The organism is Polaromonas sp., from assembly GCF_049790275.1.
Lineage (GTDB): Bacteria > Pseudomonadota > Gammaproteobacteria > Burkholderiales > Burkholderiaceae_C > Polaromonas.
In genome coordinates this window covers 1-26191 of sequence record NZ_JBAQYR010000041.1, presented here as the reverse complement: position 1 = coordinate 26191, position 26191 = coordinate 1, and the positions used below count along the sequence as shown (strand labels likewise).

23 protein-coding genes are annotated in these 26191 nt (G+C 63.4%); 12 read left to right on the top strand and 11 right to left on the bottom strand.

All coding sequences use genetic code 11. The annotated features are described in order from the left end of the window. The first annotated feature begins 110 nt into the window (after positions 1–110). Together msbA and WA904_RS05115 are read left to right on the top strand one after the other, a co-directional pair. On the top strand, positions 111–1925 hold the full coding sequence (gene msbA / locus WA904_RS05120; RefSeq protein WP_425196047.1) for a lipid A export permease/ATP-binding protein MsbA: 1815 nt from the start codon (positions 111–113) through the stop codon (positions 1923–1925). After that, positions 1922–2794 carry a glycosyltransferase gene (locus tag WA904_RS05115; RefSeq protein WP_425196046.1) on the top strand — a complete coding sequence of 291 codons (873 nt, stop codon included), beginning with the start codon at positions 1922–1924 and terminating at the stop codon, positions 2792–2794. Before msbA ends, WA904_RS05115 begins: the two co-directional genes overlap by 4 nt. A 9-nt stretch (positions 2795–2803) precedes the next feature. Here the strand turns inward: WA904_RS05115 and WA904_RS05110 are convergent, their stop codons facing one another. From WA904_RS05110 to WA904_RS05060, 11 genes are all read right to left on the bottom strand, one after another. After that, complete coding sequence (locus WA904_RS05110) at positions 2804–3988, bottom strand: glycosyltransferase family 4 protein (protein ID WP_425196045.1); 1185 nt, start codon at positions 3986–3988, stop codon at positions 2804–2806. Beyond that, positions 3985–4731 carry a polysaccharide deacetylase family protein gene (locus WA904_RS05105; RefSeq protein WP_425196044.1) on the bottom strand — a complete coding sequence of 249 codons (747 nt, stop codon included), beginning with the start codon at positions 4729–4731 and terminating at the stop codon, positions 3985–3987. The genes WA904_RS05110 and WA904_RS05105 overlap by 4 nt, the downstream gene beginning before the upstream one ends. A 19-nt stretch (positions 4732–4750) precedes the next feature. Then, on the bottom strand, positions 4751–6232 hold the full coding sequence (gene rng, locus WA904_RS05100; protein ID WP_425196043.1) for a ribonuclease G: 1482 nt from the start codon (positions 6230–6232) through the stop codon (positions 4751–4753). A gap of 17 nt (positions 6233–6249) precedes the next feature. Continuing rightward, positions 6250–6852: a Maf family protein gene (locus WA904_RS05095; protein ID WP_425196042.1), complete on the bottom strand. Its 603-nt coding sequence runs from the start codon at positions 6850–6852 to the stop codon at positions 6250–6252. Positions 6853–6982: 130 nt separating this feature from the next. Next, complete coding sequence (rlmH, locus tag WA904_RS05090) at positions 6983–7450, bottom strand: 23S rRNA (pseudouridine(1915)-N(3))-methyltransferase RlmH (protein WP_348069415.1); 468 nt, start codon at positions 7448–7450, stop codon at positions 6983–6985. Continuing rightward, positions 7447–8217 carry a ribosome silencing factor gene (gene rsfS, locus WA904_RS05085; protein WP_425196041.1) on the bottom strand — a complete coding sequence of 257 codons (771 nt, stop codon included), beginning with the start codon at positions 8215–8217 and terminating at the stop codon, positions 7447–7449. Before rsfS ends, rlmH begins: the two co-directional genes overlap by 4 nt. 38 nt (positions 8218–8255) lie before the next feature. Next, entirely contained in the window at positions 8256–8888 is a 633-nt protein-coding gene (gene nadD, locus WA904_RS05080) for a nicotinate (nicotinamide) nucleotide adenylyltransferase (RefSeq protein WP_425196040.1), read from the bottom strand. After that, entirely contained in the window at positions 8885–9802 is a 918-nt protein-coding gene (gene hemF / locus WA904_RS05075; protein WP_425196039.1) for an oxygen-dependent coproporphyrinogen oxidase, read from the bottom strand. The genes nadD and hemF overlap by 4 nt, the downstream gene beginning before the upstream one ends. Positions 9803–9850: 48 nt before the next feature. Next, positions 9851–11170 carry a phosphoribosylamine--glycine ligase gene (gene purD / locus WA904_RS05070; protein ID WP_425196038.1) on the bottom strand — a complete coding sequence of 440 codons (1320 nt, stop codon included), beginning with the start codon at positions 11168–11170 and terminating at the stop codon, positions 9851–9853. Next, entirely contained in the window at positions 11167–11457 is a 291-nt protein-coding gene (locus tag WA904_RS05065; RefSeq protein WP_425196037.1) for a hypothetical protein, read from the bottom strand. Before WA904_RS05065 ends, purD begins: the two co-directional genes overlap by 4 nt. A gap of 2 nt (positions 11458–11459) precedes the next feature. After that, complete coding sequence (locus WA904_RS05060; protein ID WP_425196036.1) at positions 11460–12185, bottom strand: YebC/PmpR family DNA-binding transcriptional regulator; 726 nt, start codon at positions 12183–12185, stop codon at positions 11460–11462. An 860-nt stretch (positions 12186–13045) separates the two neighbouring features. On the opposite strand from WA904_RS05060, the gene WA904_RS05055 reads away from it, so the two are divergent. From WA904_RS05055 to WA904_RS05010, 10 genes are all read left to right on the top strand, one after another. Beyond that, the gene (locus tag WA904_RS05055; protein ID WP_425196035.1) at positions 13046–15469 is read left to right on the top strand and encodes a tetratricopeptide repeat protein; all 2424 of its coding nucleotides are present in this window, start codon (positions 13046–13048) and stop codon (positions 15467–15469) included. Positions 15470–15487: 18 nt separating this feature from the next. Further along, the gene (locus WA904_RS05050) at positions 15488–16969 is read left to right on the top strand and encodes a helicase HerA-like C-terminal domain-containing protein (protein ID WP_425196034.1); all 1482 of its coding nucleotides are present in this window, start codon (positions 15488–15490) and stop codon (positions 16967–16969) included. 118 nt (positions 16970–17087) lie between these two features. Further along, complete coding sequence (locus tag WA904_RS05045) at positions 17088–18404, top strand: GTP cyclohydrolase II (protein ID WP_425196033.1); 1317 nt, start codon at positions 17088–17090, stop codon at positions 18402–18404. Next, positions 18397–19689: a URC4/urg3 family protein gene (locus WA904_RS05040; protein WP_425196032.1), complete on the top strand. Its 1293-nt coding sequence runs from the start codon at positions 18397–18399 to the stop codon at positions 19687–19689. Before WA904_RS05045 ends, WA904_RS05040 begins: the two co-directional genes overlap by 8 nt. Before the next feature lie 28 nt (positions 19690–19717). Beyond that, the gene (gene upp / locus WA904_RS05035; RefSeq protein WP_425196031.1) at positions 19718–20371 is read left to right on the top strand and encodes a uracil phosphoribosyltransferase; all 654 of its coding nucleotides are present in this window, start codon (positions 19718–19720) and stop codon (positions 20369–20371) included. 75 nt (positions 20372–20446) lie between these two features. Further along, positions 20447–21445 (top strand): BMP family protein, encoded by a 999-nt coding sequence (locus tag WA904_RS05030; protein WP_425196030.1) that lies wholly within the window; start codon positions 20447–20449, stop codon positions 21443–21445. Continuing rightward, complete coding sequence (locus WA904_RS05025; RefSeq protein WP_425196029.1) at positions 21442–22365, top strand: 5'-methylthioadenosine/S-adenosylhomocysteine nucleosidase; 924 nt, start codon at positions 21442–21444, stop codon at positions 22363–22365. Before WA904_RS05030 ends, WA904_RS05025 begins: the two co-directional genes overlap by 4 nt. Positions 22366–22503: 138 nt before the next feature. Further along, the gene (locus tag WA904_RS05020; protein ID WP_425196028.1) at positions 22504–24132 is read left to right on the top strand and encodes an ABC transporter ATP-binding protein; all 1629 of its coding nucleotides are present in this window, start codon (positions 22504–22506) and stop codon (positions 24130–24132) included. Then, positions 24129–25202 carry an ABC transporter permease gene (locus WA904_RS05015; RefSeq protein ID WP_425196027.1) on the top strand — a complete coding sequence of 358 codons (1074 nt, stop codon included), beginning with the start codon at positions 24129–24131 and terminating at the stop codon, positions 25200–25202. The genes WA904_RS05020 and WA904_RS05015 overlap by 4 nt, the downstream gene beginning before the upstream one ends. 531 nt (positions 25203–25733) lie before the next feature. After that, positions 25734–26189 carry a Spy/CpxP family protein refolding chaperone gene (locus WA904_RS05010; RefSeq protein ID WP_425196026.1) on the top strand — a complete coding sequence of 152 codons (456 nt, stop codon included), beginning with the start codon at positions 25734–25736 and terminating at the stop codon, positions 26187–26189. The last annotated feature ends 2 nt before the right edge of the window (positions 26190–26191 follow it).

The following is a 26191-nucleotide window of genomic DNA, read 5'->3' as shown; positions in this document are numbered from 1 at the left end:
CCTTCATGCACTGTCCCCGGTGAGCCGTTCCCCATTTTCGGCGCGGCACCTGCGTCCGGCCATCGCCTGCGCCGGGCGCCTATCCTCCTTTCTGGCCATGGGGTTCCGGTTTGACGACAGGTGAATTGCCAGTGGCCGGCGATGTGGCTGCTGCCGCCTCGCCCGCGCCCATCGGCCAGCGCCTGCGCCGCATCTGGCCCTACTTCAGCCAGTCCCCCAGCGCCTGGGCCATTGCGATCGTTGCCACGGTGGTCGCTTCTGCGACCGAACCGCTGGTGCCCGCCCTGCTGCAGCCCCTGCTGGACAAGGGTTTTCGCAAGGGCGGCATCGACATCTGGATGGTTCCCGTGGCGCTGCTGCTGCTCTTCGGCGTTCGGGGTTTTGCCGGGTTTGTGGCGCAAATTGCGCTGGCCAAGGTCACCAACCTCGGCTTGCTGGCCGTGCGCAAGGCCATGTTCCAGAAGTTGCTGACAGCTCGGCTGGACCTGTTTGCCAGCCAGTCGGCCAGCACGCTGGCCAATACCGTCGTTTACGAGGTACAGAACGGCTCGGCCATGCTGGTGAACTCGGTGATGGGACTGACGCGGGATTCGCTGACCCTGTTGGCCCTGTCCAGCTACCTGCTTTACCTGAACTGGAAGCTGACGCTGATTGTTGCGTTGCTGATTCCGGCCGTGGCCTGGGTCATGCGTGTGCTCTCCAGCCGCCTGTACCGCCTGACCAAGGCCAGCCAGGGTGCCACCGACTCGCTGGCCTACGTTGTCGAGGAAAACGTCCTGGCGCACCGCGACATCCGCCTGCATGCAGCCCAGGCCGGGCAAGCCCAGCGCTTTGCGCAGCTGAGCGATGCCCTGCGCCGCCTGTCGATGAAATCCGTTGCCGCATCGGCGGCCATGACGCCCACCACCCAGATGCTGGCGGCCGTGGCCCTGTCGGCGGTGATATCAGTGGCCCTGCTGCAAAGTTCCAGTGACGGCACCTCGGTCGGTTCGTTTGTGGCGTTCGTCACCGCCATGCTGATGCTGGTGGCGCCGATCAAGCACCTCTCTGAAGTCGCCAGTCCCATCACGCGCGGCCTGGCTGCGCTGGAACGCGGGCTGGACCTGATAGAACACACCCCCGACGAGTCGGGCGGCAATTTTTCGAAACCCAGGGCGCTTGGGGAAATCCGTTTCACGGACGCCCGGGTCGCCTACAGTGACGACAGTGCGCCGGCCATTGACGCGCTGAACCTGACCGTGCTGCCGGGAGAAACCGTGGCCCTGGTGGGAGCGTCGGGTGCCGGCAAAACCACGCTGGTCAACCTGTTGCCACGGTTTGTTGAGCCCACGTCCGGCACCATAGAACTCGACGGACACGAACTGCGCGAATGGCAGATCGACGCGCTGCGCAGCCAGTTCGCGCTGGTCAGCCAGCACGTGGTGATGATCAACGACACGGTGGCCGCCAATGTGGCCCTCGGCCAGGCGGTGGACAGCGACAGGGTGCAGGCCAGCCTGAAAGCTGCCAATCTCGATCGGTTTGTTGCCGATCTGCCGCAGGGCATGGACACCTTGGTGGGGCACAATGCCACGCAGTTGTCGGGGGGGCAGCGGCAGCGCCTGGCGATTGCGCGGGCCCTGTACAAGGACGCGCCGGTGCTGATCCTGGACGAAGCGACTTCCGCCCTGGACACCGAATCCGAACGTGCGGTGCAGGAAGCCCTGCAGCGCCTGATGCGCAACCGGACCACGCTGGTCATTGCGCACCGCCTGTCCACCGTGCAGCATGCCAGCCGCATTGTCGTGATGGATGCCGGCCGCATTGTCGAAACCGGCACACACATGGAACTGCTGGAACGCGACGGCCCCTACTCCCGCCTGTACAAACTGGGTTTGTACGACGCCGATCTATCGCAAAGCCCGCCAGTCGCGCAGCTCTCATGACAATTTCCATCAGTGGTTTCACCTTTATCCGCAATGGCGTCGAGCTGGGCTTTCCGTTCGAAGCCTCGATCCGCTCCCTGCTTCCGCTGGTCGACGAGTTCGTCGTGGCGGTGGGGCGCGGCAGCGACGAGACGCTGGCCCGGGTGCTGGCCATTGGCGACCCCAAAATCCGCGTGATCGAAACCCTCTGGAACGAGCGCATGGCCGACCGCGGCTTTGTCTATGCGCAGCAGAAAATGATCGCGCAGTACTCCTGCACCGGCGACTGGGCCTTCTATCTCGAGGGTGACGAGGTGGTCCATGAAGAGGACCTGGCCGCGATCCGCGCCAGCGTCGAGAAGCACCACAACAACCCCGCGGTGGAAGCACTGGTCTTCGACTACCACCACTTTTATGGTTCGGCGCAGTGGGTCTCCATCAGCCCCGGCTGGTACCGCCGCGAGTGCCGGCTGATCCGGAACACCATACGCTCCTATGCGCCCGACGGCCAGTACTGGCTGGTGACCACCGAACACAAACGCCCGCGCAATCCGCAGGCGGCGCTGGCCAACGCCCACATTTACCACTACGGCTGGATTCGCCGCAACGAGGACATGCAGAAAAAGCTGGACCAGGTCAGCAAGTACTGGGCCGACTCAACGACCATGCAGATCAAGTACAGCCAGTTCGATGCGCGCGCGCTGGAGGCTTTCAAGGGAACCCACCCGAAAGCCGTGCAGGAATGGCTGCTCACGGGCGCCGAGCAGGACCTGCAGATCGACCCGGCCTACCAGCCCACCCGCAAGGAAAACAAATACCACCTGATGCGGAAAATCGAGCTGCTGACCGGCCTGGACTTCAGCCGCAAACACTTCAAGTTGGTGGCCTGAGCGCCGTTCTCAGCCCCGCTCCGCGGCCAGCGACTCAAAATACACAGCCTCCTGCCGGCGCGCAATGTCCGGCCATTGGTAGCGGCCTGCAAACGCCCTCGCTTCGCTGCCCAGCTGCTGTCGCAGCGTCTCGTCGCCGAGTACCTGCTGGAGGGTGCCGGCGAGTTTCGCGGCATCCTGCGGATCGTCCAGCAGCAGCGCATCTGCACCGTGGCTGAGCAGACTGGAGATGCCGCAGTAAGCCGCGCTGCTGACCACCACCGGCAGGCCATGCGCCATGGCCTCCAGAACCACCATGGCAAACGTGTCCTCCAGTGTCGGGTGCACCAGGCAGTCCGCCGCGCGATAGGCAGGTGCCACGTCCTGCAGCGAACCGAGAAAAAACACGCGCTCCGCCACGCCTTCGGCTTGCGCCTGGCGTTCAAACACGGGTATCTGCCCCGGGTTGCCCACCACAGCCAACACCACATCGGCCGGCAGGTCGCGCAGCACGCGCAGCAACGTTCCCAGGCCTTTCTTGCGGTAATCATTTCCCACGAGCAGCAGACAGCGCGCCTCTGGCGGCAGGCCGAGCTGCAAGCGGGCAGCATGTTGCTCCGCCGCACTGGCGGGTGCCCCGGGCAACACAACGCCGGGCGTGATGACGGTGGTCATCGTCGCCGTGCCCGGGTAGGTGATGGTCAGGGTGTCCCCCAGGCTGGCCGAGGTGACCACCACGTGCCGCCCTTTGCGGGCCATGAAACGCAGGCGCTCCAGCCCCAGGTAGGTCAGCAGGCGCGGGCTGGTCCAGACCTTGACCCAGGCCAGCACACGGCGCAAGCCCGTCCGGCCATGAAACAGGTTGTACTTGACCGGCAGCACGTGCACGGTCTGCACCTGCCCGTGCCAGGTGTTCTCATGCGAATGAACCATGTCAAACCCGCGGCGCGTGGCCCACCAGGTGGCGGTGGCATACCAGAGCTGGTTCAGCCAGCGCGGCTTGCGCAAGGGCATCGAAACGAGGTGGTAAGTCACGCCCGTGGCGTGGTGCCTGATCTGCTGGGCGAACACGTGAATCTCGTGGTGCTGCGCGAGCTGCTCGACAAGTGCAATCGAGTATCGCTCGGCCCCGCCGCCCGCCGGGTCAAAAATGCGGTTCAGGACGGCAATACGCAGCCTGCGACTGGCTACCGGCTGATGAAGCGATGCATTCACCCGCGGTCCCGGTCTTCGTACGCCGTCGCAATCTTGAGCCAGAACACCGGCAAGCTGGTCGAACGAACGACAGGCACCCGCGGCAACTCCATGAGCTTGTTCATGGCGGAACTGCGGCCGCGGTGCGTGGTGGTCACCGTCTGGAATCCCGCCTGGCGGGCCATCACCACATGCTCCGGGCCGTACTCACCGAAGGGATAACAGAAGTGCCGGATCGGCGTGGCCAGCAAACCTTCGAGCGCAGCTTTGTCCCCGGTCATTTCCGCGAGCGCCGCGGCCGCGTCGATCTGCAGCAGACGGGCGTGGTTTTGCGTATGGGACCCCACCTCCTGGCCGCCGGCCACCCAGAGACGCAACTCGTCGGCGTTCATCAGCGGCACCTGCGCAACACCGATGTCCTTGTCCCAGACATTGGTCTTGCCCAGCAGCTTGCTGACCGCATAACAGGTCGAGGAAAAGCCATGGCGCTGCAGCACAGGCAGCGCATGGGTCAGGTTGTTCTGGTAACCGTCGTCAAAGGTGATGCCCACCACCTTGCCGGTTTTTTCCCCGCGCAGATAAGGCAGCAGCCCGCTCATCGACAGGCCCTGGTAGCCCAGCAGCTTGAGCAAGGCCATCTGCCGGGCGAACGAGGCTGGCGCCACGCAAAGACTGCGAAACGGCGCCGGTTTGGGCGGAGCCTCGCTGATCTGGTGGTACACCAGAATCGGTATCGGGCGCAGGGGGCTGGCGGTATCGGGCATGCAGGGCGACGGCGGTGCGTCAGAGCAGGACGATGTCGTACTGTTCCTGCGCCATGGCGGTTTCGGACTGCAGCGAAATCGGCTTGCCGATGAAGTCGCTCAGGCCCGCCAGGTGCTGGCTTTCCTCGTCGAGAAACAGCTCGATCACCTTCGGCGACGCAATCACCCGGAATTCTTTCGGATTGAACTGCCGGGCCTCGCGCAGGATTTCACGCAGGATATCGTAGCCGATGCTGCGTGCGGTCTTGACCACGCCCTTGCCCATGCAGGCGCTGCAGGGTTCGCACAGCTGGTGCGCCAGCGATTCGCGCGTGCGCTTTCGGGTCATTTCCAGCAGGCCCAGCGCCGAGAAGCCGTTCACATTGGTCTTGATGCGGTCACGCGCGAGCTGTTTCTGGAACTCCGCGAGCACGGCATCGCGGTGGCTGGCCTGCATCATGTCGATGAAGTCGACAATCACAATGCCGCCCAGGTTGCGCAGTCGCAGCTGCCGGGCTATCGCCTGCGACGCTTCGAGGTTGGTCTTGAAAATGGTGTCGTCAAAATTGCGCGCGCCGACAAACCCGCCGGTGTTGACGTCCACCGTGGTCAGCGCCTCAGTCTGGTCGATGATGAGGTAGCCGCCCGACTTGAGGTCCACCCGGCGGCCCAGCGCCTTGGCGATTTCCTCATCGATGTTGAAGAGGTCGAAAATCGGACGCTCGCCCGAATGCAGCTGCAGCCGCTGCAGGGTGGCGGGCATGAACTCGGTGGCAAAACGCCTGAGTTCTTCATGCTGCTCGCGCGAGTCGATGCGTATGCTCTGGGTGGTTTCGACCACCAGGTCACGCAGCACCCGCTGCAGCAGGCTCAGGTCCTGGTGCAGCACCGAGGTGGGCGGCAGGCGCAGTGCGGCTTCCTTGATGCGTGTCCATGTCTTGCGCAGGTAGGCGATGTCTTCGCCCAGTTCCGCGTCGCTGGCCTCTTCACCGTTGGTCCGCAGGATAAAGCCGCCGCCCATGTCCGAGGTCAGGGCTTGCAACCGCTTGCGCAGGTCCTCGCGCTGCGCGGCCGGTATTTTTTGCGACACGCCGATGTGGTTGTCCTGCGGCAGGAACACCAGCAGGCGGCCTGCAATGCTGATTTGCGCGGTCAGCCTGGCGCCCTTGGTCCCTATCGGGTCCTTGAGCACCTGCACCATCAGCGCCTGGCCTTCGAACAGCTGCTTTTCGATCGGCTGCAATGGCGCCGCTGAAGAAGCTCCGTTGTCCGCGTCGGCGTGCCGGCTGTTGATGCTGCTCATCAGGTCGGCCACATGCAGAAAAGCGGCACGGTCCAGCCCGATGTCGATAAACGCCGACTGCATGCCCGGCAACACCCTGACCACCTTGCCCAGGTAAACATTGCCGACCAGGCCGCGTTCCAGCGTGCGCTCCACATGCAGCTCCTGCACCGCGCCGTACTCGACCACTGCGACGCGGGTTTCCTGGGGCGACCAGTTGATCAGGATGTCTTGTTGCATGTTTTGTCTCAGGGAAATTATATTTTCAGACCAGCAGCTTTCAGCAGCAATGCGGTTTCATGCAGGGGCAGGCCCATGATGCCGGAATAACTTCCACTCATGTGCGCGATGTGCATCGCCACCCTGCCCTGAATGGCATAGGCGCCGGCCTTGCCGAGCGGCTCGCCGGTGGCCACATAGGCGCGAATCTCGGCCTGGCTCATGGGTGCAAACGTCACCCGCGACACACTCAGCGCCTGCACCCGCTTGCGGCCGTTCTGCACCGCCACCGCGGTCAGGACACGGTGTGTATGCCCTGCCAGTTCGGCCAGCATGCGCCCGGCATGGGCCGCATCGTCAGGTTTGCCATAAATGCGGCGCCCCAGCGCCACCGTGGTGTCCGAGCACAACACCGGAGCCGCAGGCAAGCCGCGCCGCTTGAGCCGCGCCATTGCGACGTCCAGCTTCAGTTGCGTCACACGCTGCACATAGGCGGTGGGCGACTCGCCAGAAAGCACCACTTCCAGCGCTTCGCTGTCTTCGCCGGGATCAGCCAACAACAGCTCACATGAAACGCCCAGTTGCTCCAGCAACTGCCGACGACGCGGGCTTTGCGACGCAAGATAAATAAAGTCGGTCATATCTATCAGTGGTGGTGGCCACGTCCCCGATTGATCAAGCAGGGGCCGCGGGTCCGGCTTTGCCGGCCCGCAGGCGCAGCGGCCCCCTCGGGGGGCAGCGCAGTACGCGAAGCGACAAGCGTGGGGGCCATTACTCTCTGTGATAGGGGTGGTTCACCGTGATGCTCCAGGCGCGGTAGAGCTGCTCGATCAGCAACACACGCACCATGGCATGCGGCAAGGTCAGGTCGGACAGGCGCAGGCGTTCGTGCGCAGCCTGCTTGAAGGCGGGGTCCAGCCCGTCCGGCCCGCCGATGATGATGGCGACGTCGTCACCTTCGCGTTGCCAGGCCTTGAGCTTGTCGGACAGCGCCACCGTGGTCACCGCTGTGCCGCGTTCGTCCAGCGCCACGATGCGGGTGCCCTTGGGCAGCACGGCCTCGATGCGCTGGCGCTCGGCAGCCAGCAGGTTCTCGAGTGTTTTGGAAGCGCGCGGTTCGGTCTTGACAGCCTTGAGCTCGACACGCAGCTCGGGCGGAAAACGCTTGGCGTAGTCGTCGTAGGCGGTTTGTGCCCAGTCGGGCACCTTCTGACCGACCGCGACAATCGTCAGCCTCATTTGCTCCGGGTCGGAGTTTTCTTCGCGGCAGGTTTTTTGGCTGCGGGTTTTGCAGCTGTTTTCTTCGCAGCCACCTTTTTGGCAGCCGGAATCTTGACGATCGGTGTTTTGGCCGGCGCCTTTTTCACAGCGGTTTTGGTGGCCGCCCGGGCCGGTTTGGCCGCGGGTTCCGCAGCCGGTGCGGCGGCATTGCGCTTGGCGGTCCAGTCGGTCATCTTGCCGACCCGGCCCACATAAGTGCCGTCGTCGGTTCTGGCAACGACTTTTCTGGCGGCAGGCTTCGCTGCAGGTTTGCCGGAAGACTTGGCGCCGGCGCGCGGCCTGGCCGGCTTGGGCGCTTCCTCGACCTCGGGTTTGGCGGCCTTGACCAGCGGTGCAGGCGCGCCGAGCTTGAGCTTGACGGGTTTGTCGCCCCACAACTCTTCGAGGTGGTAGTACTGGCGGATCGTCGGCTGCATGATGTGCGCCACGGCTGCGCCGCAATCCACAATGATCCATTCCCCGTTTTCTTCGCCTTCGATGCGCGGTTTGGCAAAGCCGGCATCGCGCACGGCGTCGCGCACGCTGGCGGCCAATGCCTTGGTCTGCCGGTTGGAGCTGCCCGAAGCAATGATCACGCGTTCGAACAGCGACGTGATGTGCTCCGTGTCAAACACCTGGATGTCTGCCGCCTTCACATCTTCCAGCCCATCGATGATGGCTCGCTGCAGTTTCTGGACGTCTTTTTTGGCAGCAGTGCTGGGGGTGTTGGCAGGGGTGGAAGTCATGCAGTGGTTTGCTTCAATGAAAGGGAGTTAACTGGAAATTACGGGGAAATGTAGAGACTATGGCGCTCAATATAACGCGCAACAGGCTCGGGAACCATGGGGGTCCAGTCCTGCGGGCTGGCGTTGCCTGAGCTGATTTTCCGCCGTATGGCGGTGGCGCTGACCGGCATCAGTGGCAACTGCAGGGTCAAAACCGCGTGCCTGGCCTGGGTTTCAAGGTCAAAACCGGCCTCTGTCCTTCTTGGATCTGCGCGGTTTGCTATACAAATTATAGCTATTTTCAGAATGGCCTCCCAGCGGTGCCATATCTTCAGGGCAGCGAACTGGTCGTTCCCGATGATCAGGTGGAGCTGGGCGCGCGGGTTTTCAGCCTGCAGGGCCTCCAGCGTGTCGATGGTAAAGCTGGGCCCGGCCCGCTGGATTTCGCGTTCATCGACCACCGTGCGATCCAGCCCGGCAAATGCCAGTCGCGCCATGGCCAGGCGGTGTTCCGCCGCGCTCAGGGTCCTGGCCTTGTGCCAGGCCTGGCCGGTCGGGATGATGTACAGGGTATCGAGCTTGAGCTGTGCCACGGCGGCCTGCGCCAGTGCCACATGGGCCAGGTGAGGCGGGTCAAACGAGCCGCCGAACATGCCAATGCGTCGTCCCCCGGGAGGCGGTGCGGCACTCAAAGCCAGTCCCGCCTCACCAGAAATTCCGTGGTCAGCCGCTCTTCCGCCGAACCGGCCTCAACCTGCCGCTGGTAGGACCAGCTCGCCAGCGGCGGCATCGACATCAGGATGGACTCGGTGCGGCCGCCCGACTGCAGGCCAAAGTGGGTGCCGCGGTCCCAGACCAGGTTGAACTCCACATACCGCCCGCGCCGGTAAAGCTGGAAGTCGCGCTCGCGCTCGCCATATGCCATGTCCTTGCGGCGCCCGACGATGGGCAGGTAGGCGGCCAGGAAGGCATCGCCGACCGCGCGCAACATGCCAAAACTGCCTTCAAAACCCAGTTCCTGGAAGTCGTCGAAAAACACCCCGCCTATGCCGCGCTGCTCGTTGCGGTGCTTGAGGTGGAAGTATTCGTCGCACCAGGCCTTGAAGCGCGGGTATTTGTCCTCGCCAAACGGCGCGAGCGCATCCTTGCAGGTCTGGTGGAAATGCACCGCATCTTCCTCAAAGCCGTAATACGGCGTCAGGTCCATGCCGCCGCCGAACCAGTACGCCGGCGGGCCCGAGGCCGGGGTGGCCGCCAGCATGCGCACATTCATGTGCACCGTCGGCACATAGGGGTTGCGCGGGTGGAAGACCAGCGAAACACCCATGGCCTCAAACGGCGCGCCGGCCAGCTCGGGCCGGTGTTGTGTTGCCGAGGGCGGAAGTTTCGGGCCGCGCACATGTGAAAACCCGCAGCCGGCGCGTTCAAACACCTGGCCCTGTTCCAGAATTCGGGTGACGCCTTGGCCCTGCAAGGTTTCCCCGGGCTCTTTTTGCCAGGGGTCGGCCGCAAAAGGCAGGCCGTCCATTGCGGCTGCCGCGTCGATGATGCGCTCCTGCAGGCCCAGCAGGAAATCGCGGACGCCGGAAATATCTGGGCTGTTCATGGGGAAATGGTGTGGGTCCGGAGCAGGCGCGCCAAAGGAGCGCCCGCCTTAGGACTTGATGGCCCGAAAGCCGATGTCCTTGCGGTACTGCGCACCGTCAAAATGAATGGCCTGCGCCACCTCGTAAGCCCGGTGCTGTGCTTCCTTGACCGAGCCGGCCAGCGCCGTGACACACAACACGCGGCCGCCGCTGGTCACTACGCTGCCCTTGGCACCTCCCGGGGCAGTGGCCGTTCCGGCATGAAACACCACTGCATCTTCGGCGGCTGCCGACGGGCTGATCGTTGGCAGGCCTGTGATCGCATCCCCCTTGCGGGGCTTTAGCGGGTAACCGTGCGCGGCCATCACCACGCCCAGCGCCACGCGACGGTCCCATTCGAGCTCCACTTCATCGAGCTTGCCCGAGGTGGCGGCCATCATCACGTCAAAAAGGTCGGACTTGAGCCGCATCATGATGGGCTGGGTTTCCGGGTCGCCCATGCGGCAGTTGAATTCCAGCGTCTTGACCTTGCCATCGGGAGTGATCATGAGGCCGGCATAAAGAAAACCGGTGAAGGGAATACCGTCTTTTTCCATGCCCTTGATGGTGGGCAGGATGATTTCGCGCATGGCCCGCGCATGCACCGTGGGTGTGACCACCGGTGCCGGCGAATAAGCGCCCATGCCACCGGTGTTGGGGCCCTGATCGCCGTCGAGCAGGCGCTTGTGGTCCTGGCTGGTCGCCAGTGCGGCAACGTTCTTGCCATCGCACATCACGATGAAACTGGCTTCCTCGCCCTGCAAAAACTCCTCGATCACCACACGCGCACCGCCGGCGTTGTGTGTCACGCCCAGCGGGTTGAAGCTGGGGTCCGGGGCCAGCATGAACTCGATGGCTTCGTGCGCTTCGTGCAGGCTCATCGCCACCACCACCCCCTTGCCGGCCGCCAGGCCGTCGGCCTTGACGACGATGGGCACGCCTTTTTCGTCCACATAGGCGTGGGCCTCCGCAGCATCGGTGAAGGTGTCGTACTCGGCCGTCGGAATGCCATGGCGTTTCATGAAGGCCTTGGAGAAAGCCTTGGAGCTTTCCAGTTGTGCGGCGGCTTTTGTCGGGCCGAACACCCGCAGGCCATGGGCGCGGAACTCGTCGACAACCCCGGCGGCCAGTGGCTGCTCCGGGCCGACGACCGTCAGCGCTATCTTTTCAGTAGCTGCCCACGCCCGCAGTTCATGGATATCCGTGATATTGACGTTCTCAAGCCGGGGGTCGAGCGCGGTGCCGCCGTTGCCCGGCGCCACATACACCGCCTGCACCTTGGGCGACTGGGCCAGTTTCCAGGCGAGCGCGTGTTCACGGCCGCCGCCACCAATGACAAGAACTTTCACGGGAGATTCAATCTAAAAAACAGCAAATAGCTGAGGTAAATCACAAGAACAAAAACAATACCGAGAATGACCTTCTGGGCGTTTTTACCGCGCCGCTGCAATTCCAGTGCCTGGTCATTGACGGTACTGGCCTTCACGATGTTGGCACGGGTTTCATCGACCAGCGACTTCTGCACAGCCAGCGCCTCCTGCTGCAAGGCAATGGCCTGGCTGCGCAGGCGATTGCCCTCCTCCAGCAGTTGTTCGATGCGGGCCAGCCGCGCTGAAGTGTCCGGGCCTGCGTCCATGGTCAGGTCTCCAGCGCCGCGTTGTGGAACACGTCCTGCGTGTCGTCCAGGTCTTCCAGCACGTCCAGCAGCCGCTGCATCTTCTGGGCATCTTCGCCCGTGAGCTCGATGGTGTTGTCCGCACGCATGGTGACTTCGGCCACTTCCGCCGTGAGGCCGGCCGCCTCCAACGCGAGTTTGACTTTTTCGAATCCGGTGTACGGCGTCAGCACTTCAATCGAGCCATCGTCATGGGAAATCACGTCGTCGGCACCCGACTCCAGGGCCACTTCCATCACCTTGTCTTCGCTGGTACCGGGTGCAAAAATCAGCTGGCCGCAATGCTTGAACTGGAAGGCCACCGAGCCTTCCGTGCCCATGTTGCCGCCGTGTTTGGAAAACGCGTGGCGCACTTCAGCCACGGTACGCACCTTGTTGTCCGTCATGCAGTCGACGATGATGGCCGCGCCGCCAATGCCGTAGCCCTCGTAGCGGACTTCCTCGTAATGCACGCCTTCCAGGCTGCCGGTGGCCTTGGCAATGCCGTATTTGACGTTTTCGTTGGGCATGTTGGCCGCCTTGGCCTTGTCCACCGCCAGCCGCAGGCGCGGGTTGGTGCCCAGGTCGCCGCCGCCCATGCGCGCCGCCACCATGATTTCGCGCATCACACGGGTCCAGATGCGCTGGCGCTTTTCGTCCTGGCGACCCTTGCGGTGCTGAATATTCGCCCATTTACTGTGACCAGCCACGGAAATCCTTTGGAATTGATTTAATCTCAAGCTTGATTTTACTTTTTCGCGCCTTGGGTCAATAGCTAGCGAAAATTTAGGTTTCCTCAACCCCCCGCCCTTGGCAAGAGGAGCAGAACGCCATATGGTGAACTGGAAACGGCGTTTCATCATGATTTGCGTTGCGACAGGTCTGATGTCAGGCACAGTCGTTGGCGCACAGGAGTCCCGCCGCAACATCGAGCAAATTGCCTGGTTATGGGACAAGTCCGCTTTGCCCGGGTGGTCGCAACAGCACGCGGCGGTGCTTGTTGAACATATTCACCTCACCGGGGACGATGTGAGATCACGCCCACGGTTGGACGGCGCCCCCCTGCTTACGTTCACACGGGTAACGCCAGTCGTTCATGTGGAGGTGAGTACCGTGAGGCCGCCGGTCGGCATTGAGCGGTCGCGCGCGCGCATACTGAAATCAATGCATCGCGCGGCTGACCTCAGCACCTCTGGGTGGGTTCAACTCGATATGGAAGTGAGACCCTCCCAGCGGTTTTTTTATCATTCCCTGGTCAGAGACATCAAGGCCGACCTGCCGCCAACTGTCCAACTTAGCGTAACTGCGTTGGCATGGTGGTGTCGTTCGCCCGCATGGATTGACGAGCTAGCGGCAGATGAAGTAGTTCCAATGGTTTTTCGTATGGGCAAGGACGCAGAGTCACTGCGCCGGATATGGTCCACCACCCCCGGAAAGCTCCACCCGAGGTGCCGCCATGGTGCTGTCGGTCAGGCAATGCAGGAACCGCTTTCGGAGGCCGCGTCTGGGCGGTACAGCAAGATATATTCATTCGACGCGAAACACTGGCGTCGCTAGCGAGGCATAAAACATGAGTGCAGTTAAGGGCTGGAGCATGGCATTAATGGCAATAATGACCATCAATCCATGTAACGCATGGGCGAGCGGCTCGGAGGAAAGCTCGGACATGTTTGTAGACCGACGCGCCACGGACATTGAGCTGAGCCGTTACGACAAGGGCAGCCTGGGAGTCATTCTCCCGAGCTATCCGCGCGCTTACCTTTATCCCGCCTGGCGCGCGATCGTCCTGGGTTCCGATGGCCTGAAGGCCCATCCACCCGCCCAAAATGGTCTCCGGGAGGCCATCGGTATCCATGAAGGCAACTGGGTTGACGAGAAACATCCTCTCAAACAATGGCAGGACGAAAGCACGAAGGTGTTGCAACAGCAAATCCGACTAGACGCGACAGTTTTTCGCAGCGTTAGCAAAGGGTATAGCTATTATCTGAACTGCCCGCGCCCCGCATTCCTGTTTGCAATCAAAAATCTCGCGACACTTAAAACCCGCCCTGACGCCACATCTGGGCGACTGCAACAATGGGTTTCGGCCCAAAATTCGGTTTTCGACTTTTGCGACTATGACGTGCGGGCCATGTCCTATGGCGCACGCCCCAACCGGTTGGCGCCGGAGATGCCGAAACCGCTTGCCGCAACCGAACCTCGCTACTGGCGGCAGATGCGGGACTACCAGATTGCGACAGCACTGTTTTACAACGAGTCCTATACAGAAAGCAGACGCGCTTTCAATGTGATCGCCATCACCCATGACCATCCGATGCAGCGCTGGGGAGCGTATCTGGCCCTGCGCTCGAGTATTCGCATCATCACGATGGAGGCCGAAGGTGATTGGGACATCCAATTGAAATCGCTTCCCGAAGGTACTGCCGGAAACAAGCGCATGGGTACAGCGGTATTCGGGGAACGGCGGGTCGTCGGTACGCCACCCGATATCCTTGCCCCCGTCATCGCGCAAGCCCGGCGCATTCTGGCGGACCCATCACTTCAACATGTGCATGACGCAACGCGTGCTTCCGTTCGTACCGCACAGTACCGGCTGACTCCGCTTGACCGCCTGTATGAACTCAGTGAACGGCTGGACGATACGGCGCAGGATCCCCACCGGGAAAGCACGCTCGGCGACTGGCGCAGGCTGATGAATGATCTGTTTAACGGAGTGGACGCGCAACGCGGGGAGAAGGTTGGTTCCGACTTGCGCCAGCGTTTTGCATATTTCGACTGGATCCGATCGCTCCAGGACTGTGGTCTGGCCACGGAAAATGTCCGCGCCGCTTGCGCTGCAGCCAGCGCCCGCGTGCTAAAGCGTCTGGAGGAGGCGCCAGGTCCGGCTCAACGACCCGGCGAACGGCGGGCATGGATGCTGGCCGCGTTGATGCTTTCGGACAAAGCCAGCCCGCAACTGGAGCGATTTGCCCTTGATGTCCCGCCCACAGCGCCCGAGTACCTCACCGCGAGGTATCACCTTGCGAGGCTCTATCGCATCGCCGGACAGCCTGCCCAAGCGCGGGAGGTCAGCCAGGCTGCACTTGAAAGCCCGCAGTTTGCCTTGGCACAATCGAACAGCGCCGCTATCTTGTTTCAGCAAGAGCGGTTGGCCTCGGCCAGGTCATTGAGTGATGCCGCCTCCTATCTGACCAGAAAAAGCGAATGGGTCACCGATCTGGACACTGGCGAGACTCTGCCGGCCAAGGACACGCCGTATTCCACAAGGCTGGCCGCAGACGGGCTCGTCTGGCTCAATACCAGGCTGAGTGTGTCCGACCTGTTCACACTTGCAAGAAGCCGGGGTTTGCCGGAAAGCACGAAAGGTGCGGTCGTTACATCGGCCTGGATGCGGGCCGACTTCCTCGGGCAAACGGATATCGCGAACCAGAGTGCGGAGCTGGCCAAACAATGGCCTGGCTTGCGCGACACTGCCATCGCGTATCTTGCGGCACCCAACGCGGGGGACAAACGTCACATCCTGATACTAAACAGCTTGCGCCACGGGCTTTCTCCCTCGCTGAATACATACGTACCGGACTACACGCAATCCTTGACGCCGCTCTCTCCGGAGATGCAAATAAATACCGTCGCCAGCATGTGGTGCGCTGTCAGCATCCCGAAACCCGCGCCACCCGACCCGTGGAACCCGTGGATCGAGCAAGTGCCTCCCCCACCGGATCTCTCGGCCGATGCCGGAGCGCGTGACCGCGAAATCTCCGAGCTGGCGAAAATCGGGACGGCCACGGGATTTGTAGGTGCACACGTGCTTAACCGTGCCAAAACCCATCCATCCGACCCAGACCTGCCATGGCTGCTCTACGTGGTGGTTCAATCAACACGCGGAGGCTGCGTCGATGCTGGCAACAGCAAGCTGTCGCGGACGGCTTACACCATATTGCACACACGTTTCAAAAACTCGCCCTGGACTCTCAGGACGTCCAGTTGGTACTGAAAACAAGGAGAAATGAACATGTCTGAACCCTTTCTGATTGCCAAAAACGCCTCCACCCATTGTGAGCTGCTCCCCGGCCTGGCCAATCGCCATGGCCTGATCACCGGGGCCACCGGCACCGGCAAAACAGTCACGCTGCAGACCTTGGCTGAAAATTTCTCCAGAATCGGCGTCCCGGTCTTCATGGCCGACGTCAAGGGCGACCTGGCCGGCATCAGCCAAGCCGGTAGCATGGGCGAAAAAATGGCGGCTGTGCTGAAGGAACGCGGCATCGACCAGCCCGAACCCTTGGCCTGCCCGACCACCCTGTGGGACGTTTTCGGCGAACAGGGCCATCCGGTGCGGGCCACCGTGTCCGACATGGGCCCGCTGCTGCTGGCCCGCATGTTGGGCCTGAACGACACCCAGGCCGGCGTGCTGAACCTGGTGTTCAAGATTGCCGACGACAACGGCATGCTGCTGCTGGACCTGAAAGACCTGCGCGCCATGCTGCAGCATGTGGGCGACAACGCCAGCCAGTTCACCACCGAATACGGCAACATCAGCGCCGCCAGCGTGGGTGCCATCCAGCGCGGCCTGATGCAGATCGAAACGCAGGGCGGCGACAAGTTCTTTGGCGAGCCCATGCTCAACATCAGCGACTTCATGCAAACGGACAACGGCAAGGGTGTGATCAACATCCTGGCCGCCGACAAGCTCATGAACTCGCCGCGCCTGTACGCCACCTTTTTGCTGTGGATGCTCTCCGAGCTGTTCGAGCAGTTGCCCGAGATCGGCGACCCTGACCAGCCCAAGCTGGTGTTTTTCTTCGATGAGGCGCATCTGCTCTTCAACGAAGCGCCCAAGGCGCTGATCGAACGCATCGAACTCGTGGTGCGGCTGGTGCGTTCCAAGGGCGTCGGCGTCTATTTCGTCACGCAGAACCCGCTGGACATTCCCGACTCGGTGCTGGCCCAGCTGGGCAACCGCGTGCAGCATGCGCTGCGCGCCTTCACACCGCGCGACCAGAAAGCCGTCAAGGCCACGGCCCAGACCATGCGGCAGAAACCCGGCCTGGACATCGAAACCGCCATCACCGAGCTGGCTGTCGGCGAGGCGCTGGTGAGCTTTCTCGACAGCAAGGGCCGGCCCAGCGTCACCGAGCGCGCCTATGTGCTGCCGCCGGGCAGCCAGATCGGCCCCATCACACCGCAGCAGCGCCACGCGCTGGTGGCCCATTCCCTGGTGACGGGTGTTTATGAAAAAGAAACCGACCGCGAGTCGGCCTACGAGATGCTGAAGGCGCGCACAGCCGCCGTACAAGCCGAGGCGGCAAAAGCCGCGGAAGCCTCCGGTGGACTGATGGGCGGCATCAGCGATGTGCTCTTCGGCTCCAAAGGCCCACGCGGCGGCCAGCGCGATGGCCTGGTGCAGTCGGTGCTGAAGTCTGAAGCCCGCGCTCTGGGGCGGCAGGTGCTGCGCGGTGCGCTCGGCACCATCTTCGGCGGCAAAAAACGCTGAACCTGCACCGGGACAGGGCCCACCGCAACGCCCTGTCGCATATTAACGACCCGGTAAAAACGCCGGGCTTGTCAATCGCAGCACGCATCGGTACATTGGATTTTTTGAAGGATCCGCAATGTCTGCTGAAGTTGCCGCCAAGCCTCTCGATCCGGCACCGGTACCCGCCTCGCCCGCCGCTGCCATCAATTCCCCTGCTTCCTCCCAACACATCCGCCTGACGTCCCACGCCGGCGGGTTCGGCGCGCTGCCTATCCGTTGGGCTGCGGCTACCGCTGCTGAACGCGGCCCCGTAGTCGGCACCACAACCAAACGAAGCCACCGCAACGTCATCGGCACGCACAGCGGCTCCTACAGCGTTTACCGCGCACTCGCCATCGCCTCCGGCGCGCTTTCGGCCAAACACAAGGCCGACCTCACCAACACCTCGCCTACCGACATCATTGGCCCCTACCCGCAGTGGAGCGAGCCGGGCCGCATTGTGGCCATGGACCCCTGGGGCGCCACGGTGGCAGACGTGTTTGCCAACGAACTGGCCGCCGGCTACGACATCCGTCCGACGATTGCCGTGACGCAGGCGCACGTCATCCTTCCGGAAGTGATTGAAGCCCTGCAATCCGGCCGCCTGAAGGCCGACGGCAAGTACCTCACCGCTGGCGGCGCCGCCATGGTGACCAAGGTGGCGGTCGAGCCCGTCTGGTACCTGCCTGAAGTCGCGAAACGTTTTGGTTGCAGTGAAACCGATTTGCGCCGCGTGCTGTTTGAGGAAACCGGCGGCATGTACCCCGAACTCGTCACCCGCAGCGACCTGGAAGTGTTTCTGCCGCCCATCGGCGGCCTGACCGCCTACATCTTCGGCAAGCCGCGCGACCTGGCCAACCCCGACATTGAACTCACCGCCCGCGTGCATGACGAATGCAACGGCTCGGACGTTTTTGGTTCTGACATCTGCACCTGCCGGCCCTACCTGACGCACGCCATTGAAGAGTGCATCCAGGGCGCGCAGCGCGGCGGTGTGGGCCTGGTCTCCTACTTCCGCAAGGAAGGCCGGGCACTCGGCGAAGTCACCAAATTCCTGGTCTACAACGCACGCAAGCGCCAGGTCGGCGGCGACACCGCCGACCAGTATTTCAACCGCACCGAATGTGTGGCCGGTGTGCAGGACATGCGCTTCCAGGAACTCATGCCCGACGTGCTGAACTGGCTGGGCATACGCAAGATCCACCGGCTCGTTTCCATGAGCAACATGAAATACGACGCCATCACGCGCGCCGGCATCGAGGTGGTCGAACGTGTGAACATTCCCGAACACATGATTCCCGCGGATGCCCAGGTGGAGATGGACGCCAAGATGGCGGCCGGCTATTTCACCCCCGGCGCGGTGCCCACGGCCGAAGAGCTGAAGAAAGCCAAGGGCCGGGGGCTGGATGCCTGAGTCTGCAAAACCAACCAAATCCGCTATCAAAAAAGAAGCTGCCGGCGCACAGCTGACAAGGGCTGTCGCCGAATTACGCTCTACAAACACGATCCGCAGGCGTGCCGCGGCCCTGCTGGAGCGGGCGCGCCGCGGTGAGTCAGCCTGGTTCACCGTCAACGACGGCGCAATGATGACCACCGCCACCCTGGTGGCCGAGCTGACGCAGGTGCGTTACCCCAGCCTGAAAATACCGTACCACAGCCGCTGGCGGCATTTCGAGGCCGGCGGCGTGGACAGGTTGGCGCAACTGAACCAGGTGCTGGGCGATGCCTCTCCCGCCGAAAGAGCGCGCGCACAGATCGACCTGGCGCTGGTCAGCGTGCTGCTCGACGCCGGTGCCGGTCCCGACTGGACCTACCGGGAGGCCGCCCAGGGTGAACGTCCCGACCACAGCTACAGCCGTTCCGAAGGCCTGGGCGTGGCGAGTTTTCACGCCTTCATGAGCGGGCTTTTTTCCAGCGACCCGACGCGGCCTCTGCAAGCCGACGCCCAGGGCCTGCTGGCCGTCACGGCCGAACGGCTGGGCGCAGCCTTCCAGGTGGCGCCGGGCAATCCGCTGCTCGGCCTCGACGGCCGCGCTGCCCTCCTGTGCCGCCTGGGCCAGGCGCTGCAGGACCAGCCCGCGCTGTTCGGCCAGCCAGGCCGGCCCGGCCATCTGTTTGACCTGCTGACCCGGCAGGGCCAGGGCGCCATCCAGGCGCATGACCTGCTGAACGTGCTGCTCACCGGCCTGGCTCCCGTCTGGCCGGCGCAGAACGCCATTGGCAAGGTTGCGCTGGGCGACTGCTGGCAGCATCCAGCGGCAGGCAGCGAAGAAGCCGGCCCCAGCAGCGGCTGGATGCCTTTTCACAAGCTCTCACAGTGGCTTACCTACTCGCTGCTCGAGCCCTTTGAGTGGGCCGGTGTGCAGGTCCAGGGGCTGGACGCGCTGACCGGCCTACCGGAGTACCGCAACGGCGGTCTGTTCCTGGATGCCGGCGTGCTGCAGTTCAAGGACCCGGCCCAGGCCGAACGGCTGCATGCCGCGGGCGACGAGCTGATTGTCGAGTGGCGCGCGCTCACGGTGGCCCTGCTGGACGAACTCGCGCCGCTGGTGCGCGAGCAGTTAGGATTGAGCGCCGAACAGATGCCGCTGGCCTGTGTTCTCGAAGGCGGCACCTGGGCAGCAGGGCGCGCACTGGCACAGCAATTGCATGGAGGCAACCCGCCTCTGAACATCCAAAGCGACGGCACCGTTTTTTGAAATCCGACTCCCAGAGGCACCCTCACCCATGACCACCCCCAGCGCCCCAGCCACCAGCAAAGTCCACCTGATCGACCACCCGCTGGTGCAGCACAAACTCACCCTGATGCGCCGCAAGGACGCATCGACCAACACCTTCCGCACCCTGCTGAACGAACTCAGCATGCTGATGGCCTATGAAGTCACGCGCGACATGCCGACGCAGGACATCGAGATCGAAACCCCGCTGGAGAAAACCACCTCCAAAGTCATCGACGGCAAGAAGCTGGTGTTTGTTTCCATCCTGCGCGCCGGCAACGGCATTCTTGAAGGCATGCTCAGCGTGGTGCCGGGCGCACGCGTCGGCCACGTCGGCCTGTACCGCGACCCGAAAACCCTGACGGCGGTGGAGTACTACTTCAAGATGCCGCACGACATGGAAGAGCGCGACATCGTTGTGGTCGACCCGATGCTGGCCACCGGCAACTCGGCCATTGCCGCGGTTGAACGCCTCAAGGAGCTCAACCCCAAGTCGATCAAGTTCGTCTGCCTGCTGACCTGCCCCGAAGGCATTGCGGCACTGCAAAAAGCCCACCCAGACGTGCCCATCTACACTGCCGCGATCGACCGCGAGCTCAACGATCACGGCTACATCCTGCCAGGCCTAGGCGACGCCGGCGACCGCATCTTCGGAACCAAATAGGCCTCCAGCCCTTATTGCGCGGGCGCAAGCAGCTTCTGAATTCATAGCATCTTCAACCAGCCCAACGGAGAAATCATGTCTTCAACCCTCAAGCGCCGACAACTCGTCGCCCTGGCTGCCGCGCTGGCAGTCGCCCTGCCCGGCTTCGCCCTGGCGCAAGCCAAAACCAAGGTCGCAGCCGTCTACACCGTGCCCTTCGAGCAGCAATGGGTCAGCCGCATCCACAAGGCGCTCAAGGCCGCCGAAGCCCGCGGCGAGATCGAATACAAGGCCACGGAGAACGTCTCCAATGCCGACTACGAACGCGTGATGCGTGAATACGCCACCGCCGGCAACCAGCTCGTCATCGGCGAGGCCTTTGCGGTCGAAGCGGCCGCGCGCAAGGTCGCGAAGGACTTCCCGAAAACCTCTTTTCTGATGGGTTCGTCGGGCAAGCCGCAGGCGCCCAATTTCTCGGTGTTCGACAACTACATCCAGGAGCCGGCCTACCTGAGCGGCATGGTGGCCGGCGGCATGACCAAGAGCAACAAGATCGGCCTGGTCGGCGGCTTCCCGATTCCCGAGGTGAACCGCCTGATGAATGCCTTCATGGCCGGCGCGAAGGAAACCAACCCCAAGGTCGAGTTCAGCGTGAGTTTCATCAACAGCTGGTTTGACCCGCCCAAGGCCAAGGAAGCCGCCTTCGCGATGATCGACAAGGGCGCCGACGTGATGTACGCCGAGCGTTTCGGCGTGAGCGATGCCGCCAAGGAAAAAGGCAAGCTTGCCATCGGCAACGTGATCAACACCCAGGACAAGTACCCCGACACCGTGGTCGCCTCGGCCCTGTGGCACATGGAGCCCAGCATCGACCGCGCGCTCAAGCTGGTGAAAGACGGCAAGTTCACCGCCGAAGATTACGGCCCCTACTCGATGATGAAACACAAGGGTTCCGAGCTCGCGCCGCTGGGCACCTTCGAGAAAAAAGTGCCGGCCGACATCGTCGCCAAAGTCAAGACCAAGGAAAAAGCCATCCTCGACGGCAAGTTCAGCGTCAAGGTCGAAGACGGCCAACCGAAGTCGACAGCCAAATGAAGAACTGGCGCACCTTGCTGGCCGGCTGCGCGCTGGCTGCCACCCTGGCCGGCTGTGCCGGCCTGCCCTCCGGCACGGCACAGCGGCTGGACGAGACACCGCGCATCGCGGTGATTTCGGCCTTTCAGCCCGAGCTGACACTGCTGTCGGCGCAGATGCAGAACCCGCGCCGGCAAAGCGTGAACGGCGTGGAGTTCACCACCGGAACGCTGCAGGGCAAACCCGTCGTGATGTTCCTCTCGGGCATCAGCATGGTCAACGCGTCCATGAACACGCAGCTCGCCCTGGACAGGTTCAAGGTCAGCCACATCGTGTACAGCGGCATCGCAGGCGGCGTGAATCCGCAACTCAATGTGGGCGACGTGACGGTGCCGGCGCAGTGGGGCCAGTACCTTGAAGTGCTGATCGCCCGCGAGACGGCGCCGGGCCGCTACACCGCACCGCCTTTCATCAAGGACGCCACCCTGCCCAACTACGGCATGCTGCACCCGCGCCCGGTGGAAGTGCGCACGGCCGCCCAGCCGCAGGTTGCCCGCAAGTTCTGGTTCGAAACCGACCCGCACATGCTGGAAGTGGCGCGCAGCATCCGCAGCGTGGAGCTGGAGCATTGCAAGGCCGGCAAGTGCCTGACGCATAAACCGAAGCTGGTCATAGGCGGCAACGGCGTGTCGGGCCAGGCCTTCATGGACAACAAGGCCTTCCGCGAATACACGTTCAAGACCTTCCAGGCCAATGTGCTGGACATGGAAACCGCCGCTGTCGGGCATGTGGCCTACAGCAACGCCGTACCCTACATCGCCTTCCGCTCGCTCAGCGACCTGGCAGGCGGTGGCGAGGGTGAGAACGAGATGGGCACCTTCATGGGCATAGCGGCCGACAATTCAGCCAAGGTGCTGCTGGCTTTTTTAGCCGCCTGGTGAAATGTTCACCCCTGTCGGATGCTCACTGCGTGTAGCACCTTCTCCCCTTCCAGGGGACGAGCACCTGCGGGCCGGCAGAGCCGGACCCGCGGCCCTCGCTGACCTGAAAACCGGATTCCCGGGCTCCCCTCCCTTCGGATGAGCACTCCCGTCCTGCGCCTGGCCGGCATCACCAAACGCTTCGGCACGCTGGTCGCGAACGACAACATCTCCCTGGAGCTGCACGGCGGCGAAATTCTTGCCCTGCTGGGTGAAAACGGTGCCGGCAAGTCCACCCTGGTGTCCATCCTGTTTGGCCACTACACCGCCGACGAAGGTCGGATCGAAGTTTTCGGCCAACCCCTGCAACCCGGCAACCCCAAAGCGGCGCTGGCTGCCGGCATAGGCATGGTGCACCAGCACTTCACGCTGGCCGACAACCTGAGCGTGCTCGACAACGTGATGCTGGGCAGCGAAGCGCTGTGGCAGCCTTTCTCGCGCCGCGGTGCCGCGTGGGGCAAGCTGCTGGAAGTCGCCAGGCGTTTCGGCCTGCCGGTGGCGCCGGATGCCAAAGTGGGCAGCCTGTCCGTCGGCGAACGCCAGCGTGTGGAAATTCTGAAAGCGCTTTACCGCGGTGCACGCATCCTGATCCTCGACGAGCCGACCGCCGTGCTGACGCCGCAGGAAAGCGAAGCGCTGTTCGAGACCCTGGGCCAGATGGTGGCCGAGGGCCTGTCCATCATTTTCATCAGCCACAAGCTCGACGAGGTGCTGCGTGTGTCGAAACGCGTGGCCGTGCTGCGCGGCGGCAAGCTGGTGGCCGAGGCGCCGGCGGCCGGCACCACGCAGGCGCAACTGGCGCAGTGGATGGTCGGCCATGCGGTGAATGCGCCCCAGCGCCGGCCGGCGCCGTCGGTGGGCGAAGCCGTCTGCACCTTGAAGGACGTCAGCACGGCCGGCAGCGGGCGCGACCGGCTTCATGGCGTGTCGCTCACGCTGAAAGCCGGAGAAATGGTGGCGATTGCCGGTGTCTCGGGCAACGGCCAGCTCGCCCTGGCCGAGCTGCTTTGCGGCACGCGTGCGGCCAGTCAGGGCACCGTGTCCTTCCTGGGCCAGCCCATGCAGGCTTCACCCGCCCGGCTGGTGACGCAGGGCGTGGCGCGCATTCCGGAAGACCGGCATGCGGTCGGCGTGATCGGAGACCTCAGCGTCTGGGAAAACGCCGTCTCGGAACGCCTGCGCAGCCCGGCGTTTTCCAGAGCGCTATGGATCAGGCGCCGCGCTGCGCAAGCCCATGCGGCACACATTGTCCGTGCGTTTGACGTGCGCGGCGGCGGGCCGCAGTCGCCTGCCCGTTCGCTGTCGGGCGGCAACATGCAGAAGCTGATTCTTGGCCGAGCCCTCGTCGCCCCGGCCGGAGCAGCAACAGCACAAACACCCAAACTCATCATTGCCCACCAGCCGACCTGGGGCCTGGACATTGGCGCCGTGGCTTATGTGCAGCAACAGCTCATCGCTGCGCGCGATGCCGGCGCCGCCGTGCTGGTGATCTCCGACGACCTGGACGAAGTGCTGGCGCTGGGCGACCGCGTCGCCGTCATGCATGCCGGTCAACTGACCGAAGCGCTTCCCGCGGCAGCCTGGACGCGTGAAGCCATTGGCCTGGCGATGGCTGGTATCCCCTCCGTTCGGGCTGAGCTTGTCGAAGCCTTGGCAGACCCTTCGACAAGCTCAGGGCGAACGGCAGAAACAGACGGATCGCGAGCGGGGGAAAGCGACCCGCCATGAGACTCGAAAAGCGGACCCAAACCTCGAAGCTGGCCCTGATGCTCGCTCCCATCGGTGCAGTTGTCTTCACCCTGCTCGTCAGCTCGCTGCTGGTGCTCTGGGCCGGGGCGCCGCTGGGGCAGACGTACGGCCTGCTGTTCAAGGGCGGCTTCGGCTCGGTGTTTGCGCTGAGCGAAACATTGACCCGCGCCATCCCGCTCATCCTCACCGGGCTGGCCGCCACCGTGGCTTTCAGGGCGCGGCTGTTCAACATCGGCGCCGAAGGCCAGTTGTATGCGGGCGCCCTCGCGGCCGTGGCGGTGGGCGGCCTGCACGGCGGCGAAGCCTTTGCGCTTGCGCCGGCTCTGCTGTTTGTGCTCATGCTGCTGGCCGCTGCGCTGGCCGGTGCCCTGCTGCTGCTCGGTCCGGCGCTGCTGAAGGCACGGCTGGGGGTGGATGAAGTGGTCACCACCCTGCTGCTCAATTTCATCATGCTGCTGTTCGTCTCGCTCATGCTCGACGGCCCCATGAAAGACCCGACCGCCATGGGCTGGCCGCAAAGCGTGGCGCTGCTGGGCGAGCTGGAGCTGTCCAAGCTGGTACCGCAAACCCGCATCCACACCGGCCTGCTCTGGGCTATTGGCCTCTCGGTAGCCCTGTGGGCCCTGCTCAAGTACACCGTGCCGGGTTTCGACATTCGCGCCACCGGCGCCAATGCCGGTGCCGCAGCCTTCGCCGGCGTGCCGGTCACACGCACCGTTGTGCTGGTGGCCCTGCTCTCCGGCGGCCTGGCCGGGTTCGCCGGCGCCATCGAGGTGGCGGGCCGCACCAGCTACGTCACGCTGGACATGTCGCCCGGCTACGGCTACACCGGCATCGTCATTGCCATGCTGGCAGCGCTGAACCCGCTGGGTGTGCTGGCGGCGGGTGTGTTTGTGGCGGGAGTGCTGGTGGGGGCCGACAGCATGAGCCGGGCTGTCGGGGTGCCTACCTACATTGCGGATGTGATTGTTGCGGCTTCGCTGATTTCGGTGTTGGTGGCTACGTTGTTGACGCAATACCGGGTCGTGTTGCGTGGGAAAGCGGCATGAGGCTGATGTCTACACCTGTTTCACGGCTTGTCATCCCGGGCTTGATCCGGGATCCATGCTTGCTGACTGCTGGTTTTGTTTGGAGCTTTGAGGTGCGCCAGCAAGCCGGGGGTAGCCCGGCGGCTACTCACTTTCTTTTGCGTCGCCAAAAGAAAGTAAGCAAAGAAAAGGCGACCCTGCTGTCTGCGTCCCTCCGCTTCGCTGCGGGCAACCTGCGGTGCTCGGTCCAGCCGGGGTCGAGCTCGAACTCGGCTGCGCCTCAAACAATCGCTCGCCCTGATCCGGCTGGACCTCCGCGCCTCGGCGCATACAGAAGGGTGAGGATGAAAGCGGGAGCGAATACGGGTTCGGGCACGGGGGACATGACGCGCTTTGCGCGTCATGTCAGAGCAGGCCGTAAGCGCAGCGTGATGCTGCATTGACTCCCTCCATCGAAACAAAGCGAAACACACCGCAACCGCCATGAAAACATCTGCGTGCCATGCATCGGCACCATACAAGTCTTCATCCACCCATTTGCAAGGACCTCTCATGAAACGCTTTATCAAGAAAACCCTCCTCGGCCTCTTTGGGGGCGCACTCATTGTTGGCAGCCTCGGTGCCTGTTCACATCGTGGGCCCGGCGGCTGGAATGAGTCTTCGCCGGAATCGCGTGCGCGCATCGTCGAGAAGATTGGTTCGCGGCTGGACCTGGACGCTGCGCAGAAACAGAAGCTCTCGGTGCTGGCCGACAAGCTGCAGGCCCAGCGTGCCGCGCTGCGTGGCGCAACCGACCCGCGTGCGGCCATGATGGGGCTGTTTGCCGGCAGCAAGCTGGACCAGGCGGGCGCCAAAAAACTGATCGACGAGAAAACCACCGCCATTCAGGCGGGCAGCCCGGAAGTGATTGCCGCTGCCGCCGACTTCTTTGACAACCTGCGCCCCGAGCAGCAGCAGAAAGTGCGCGAGTTCATGGAGCGCGGCCGCCGCTGGGGCCGCCATGGCTAAGG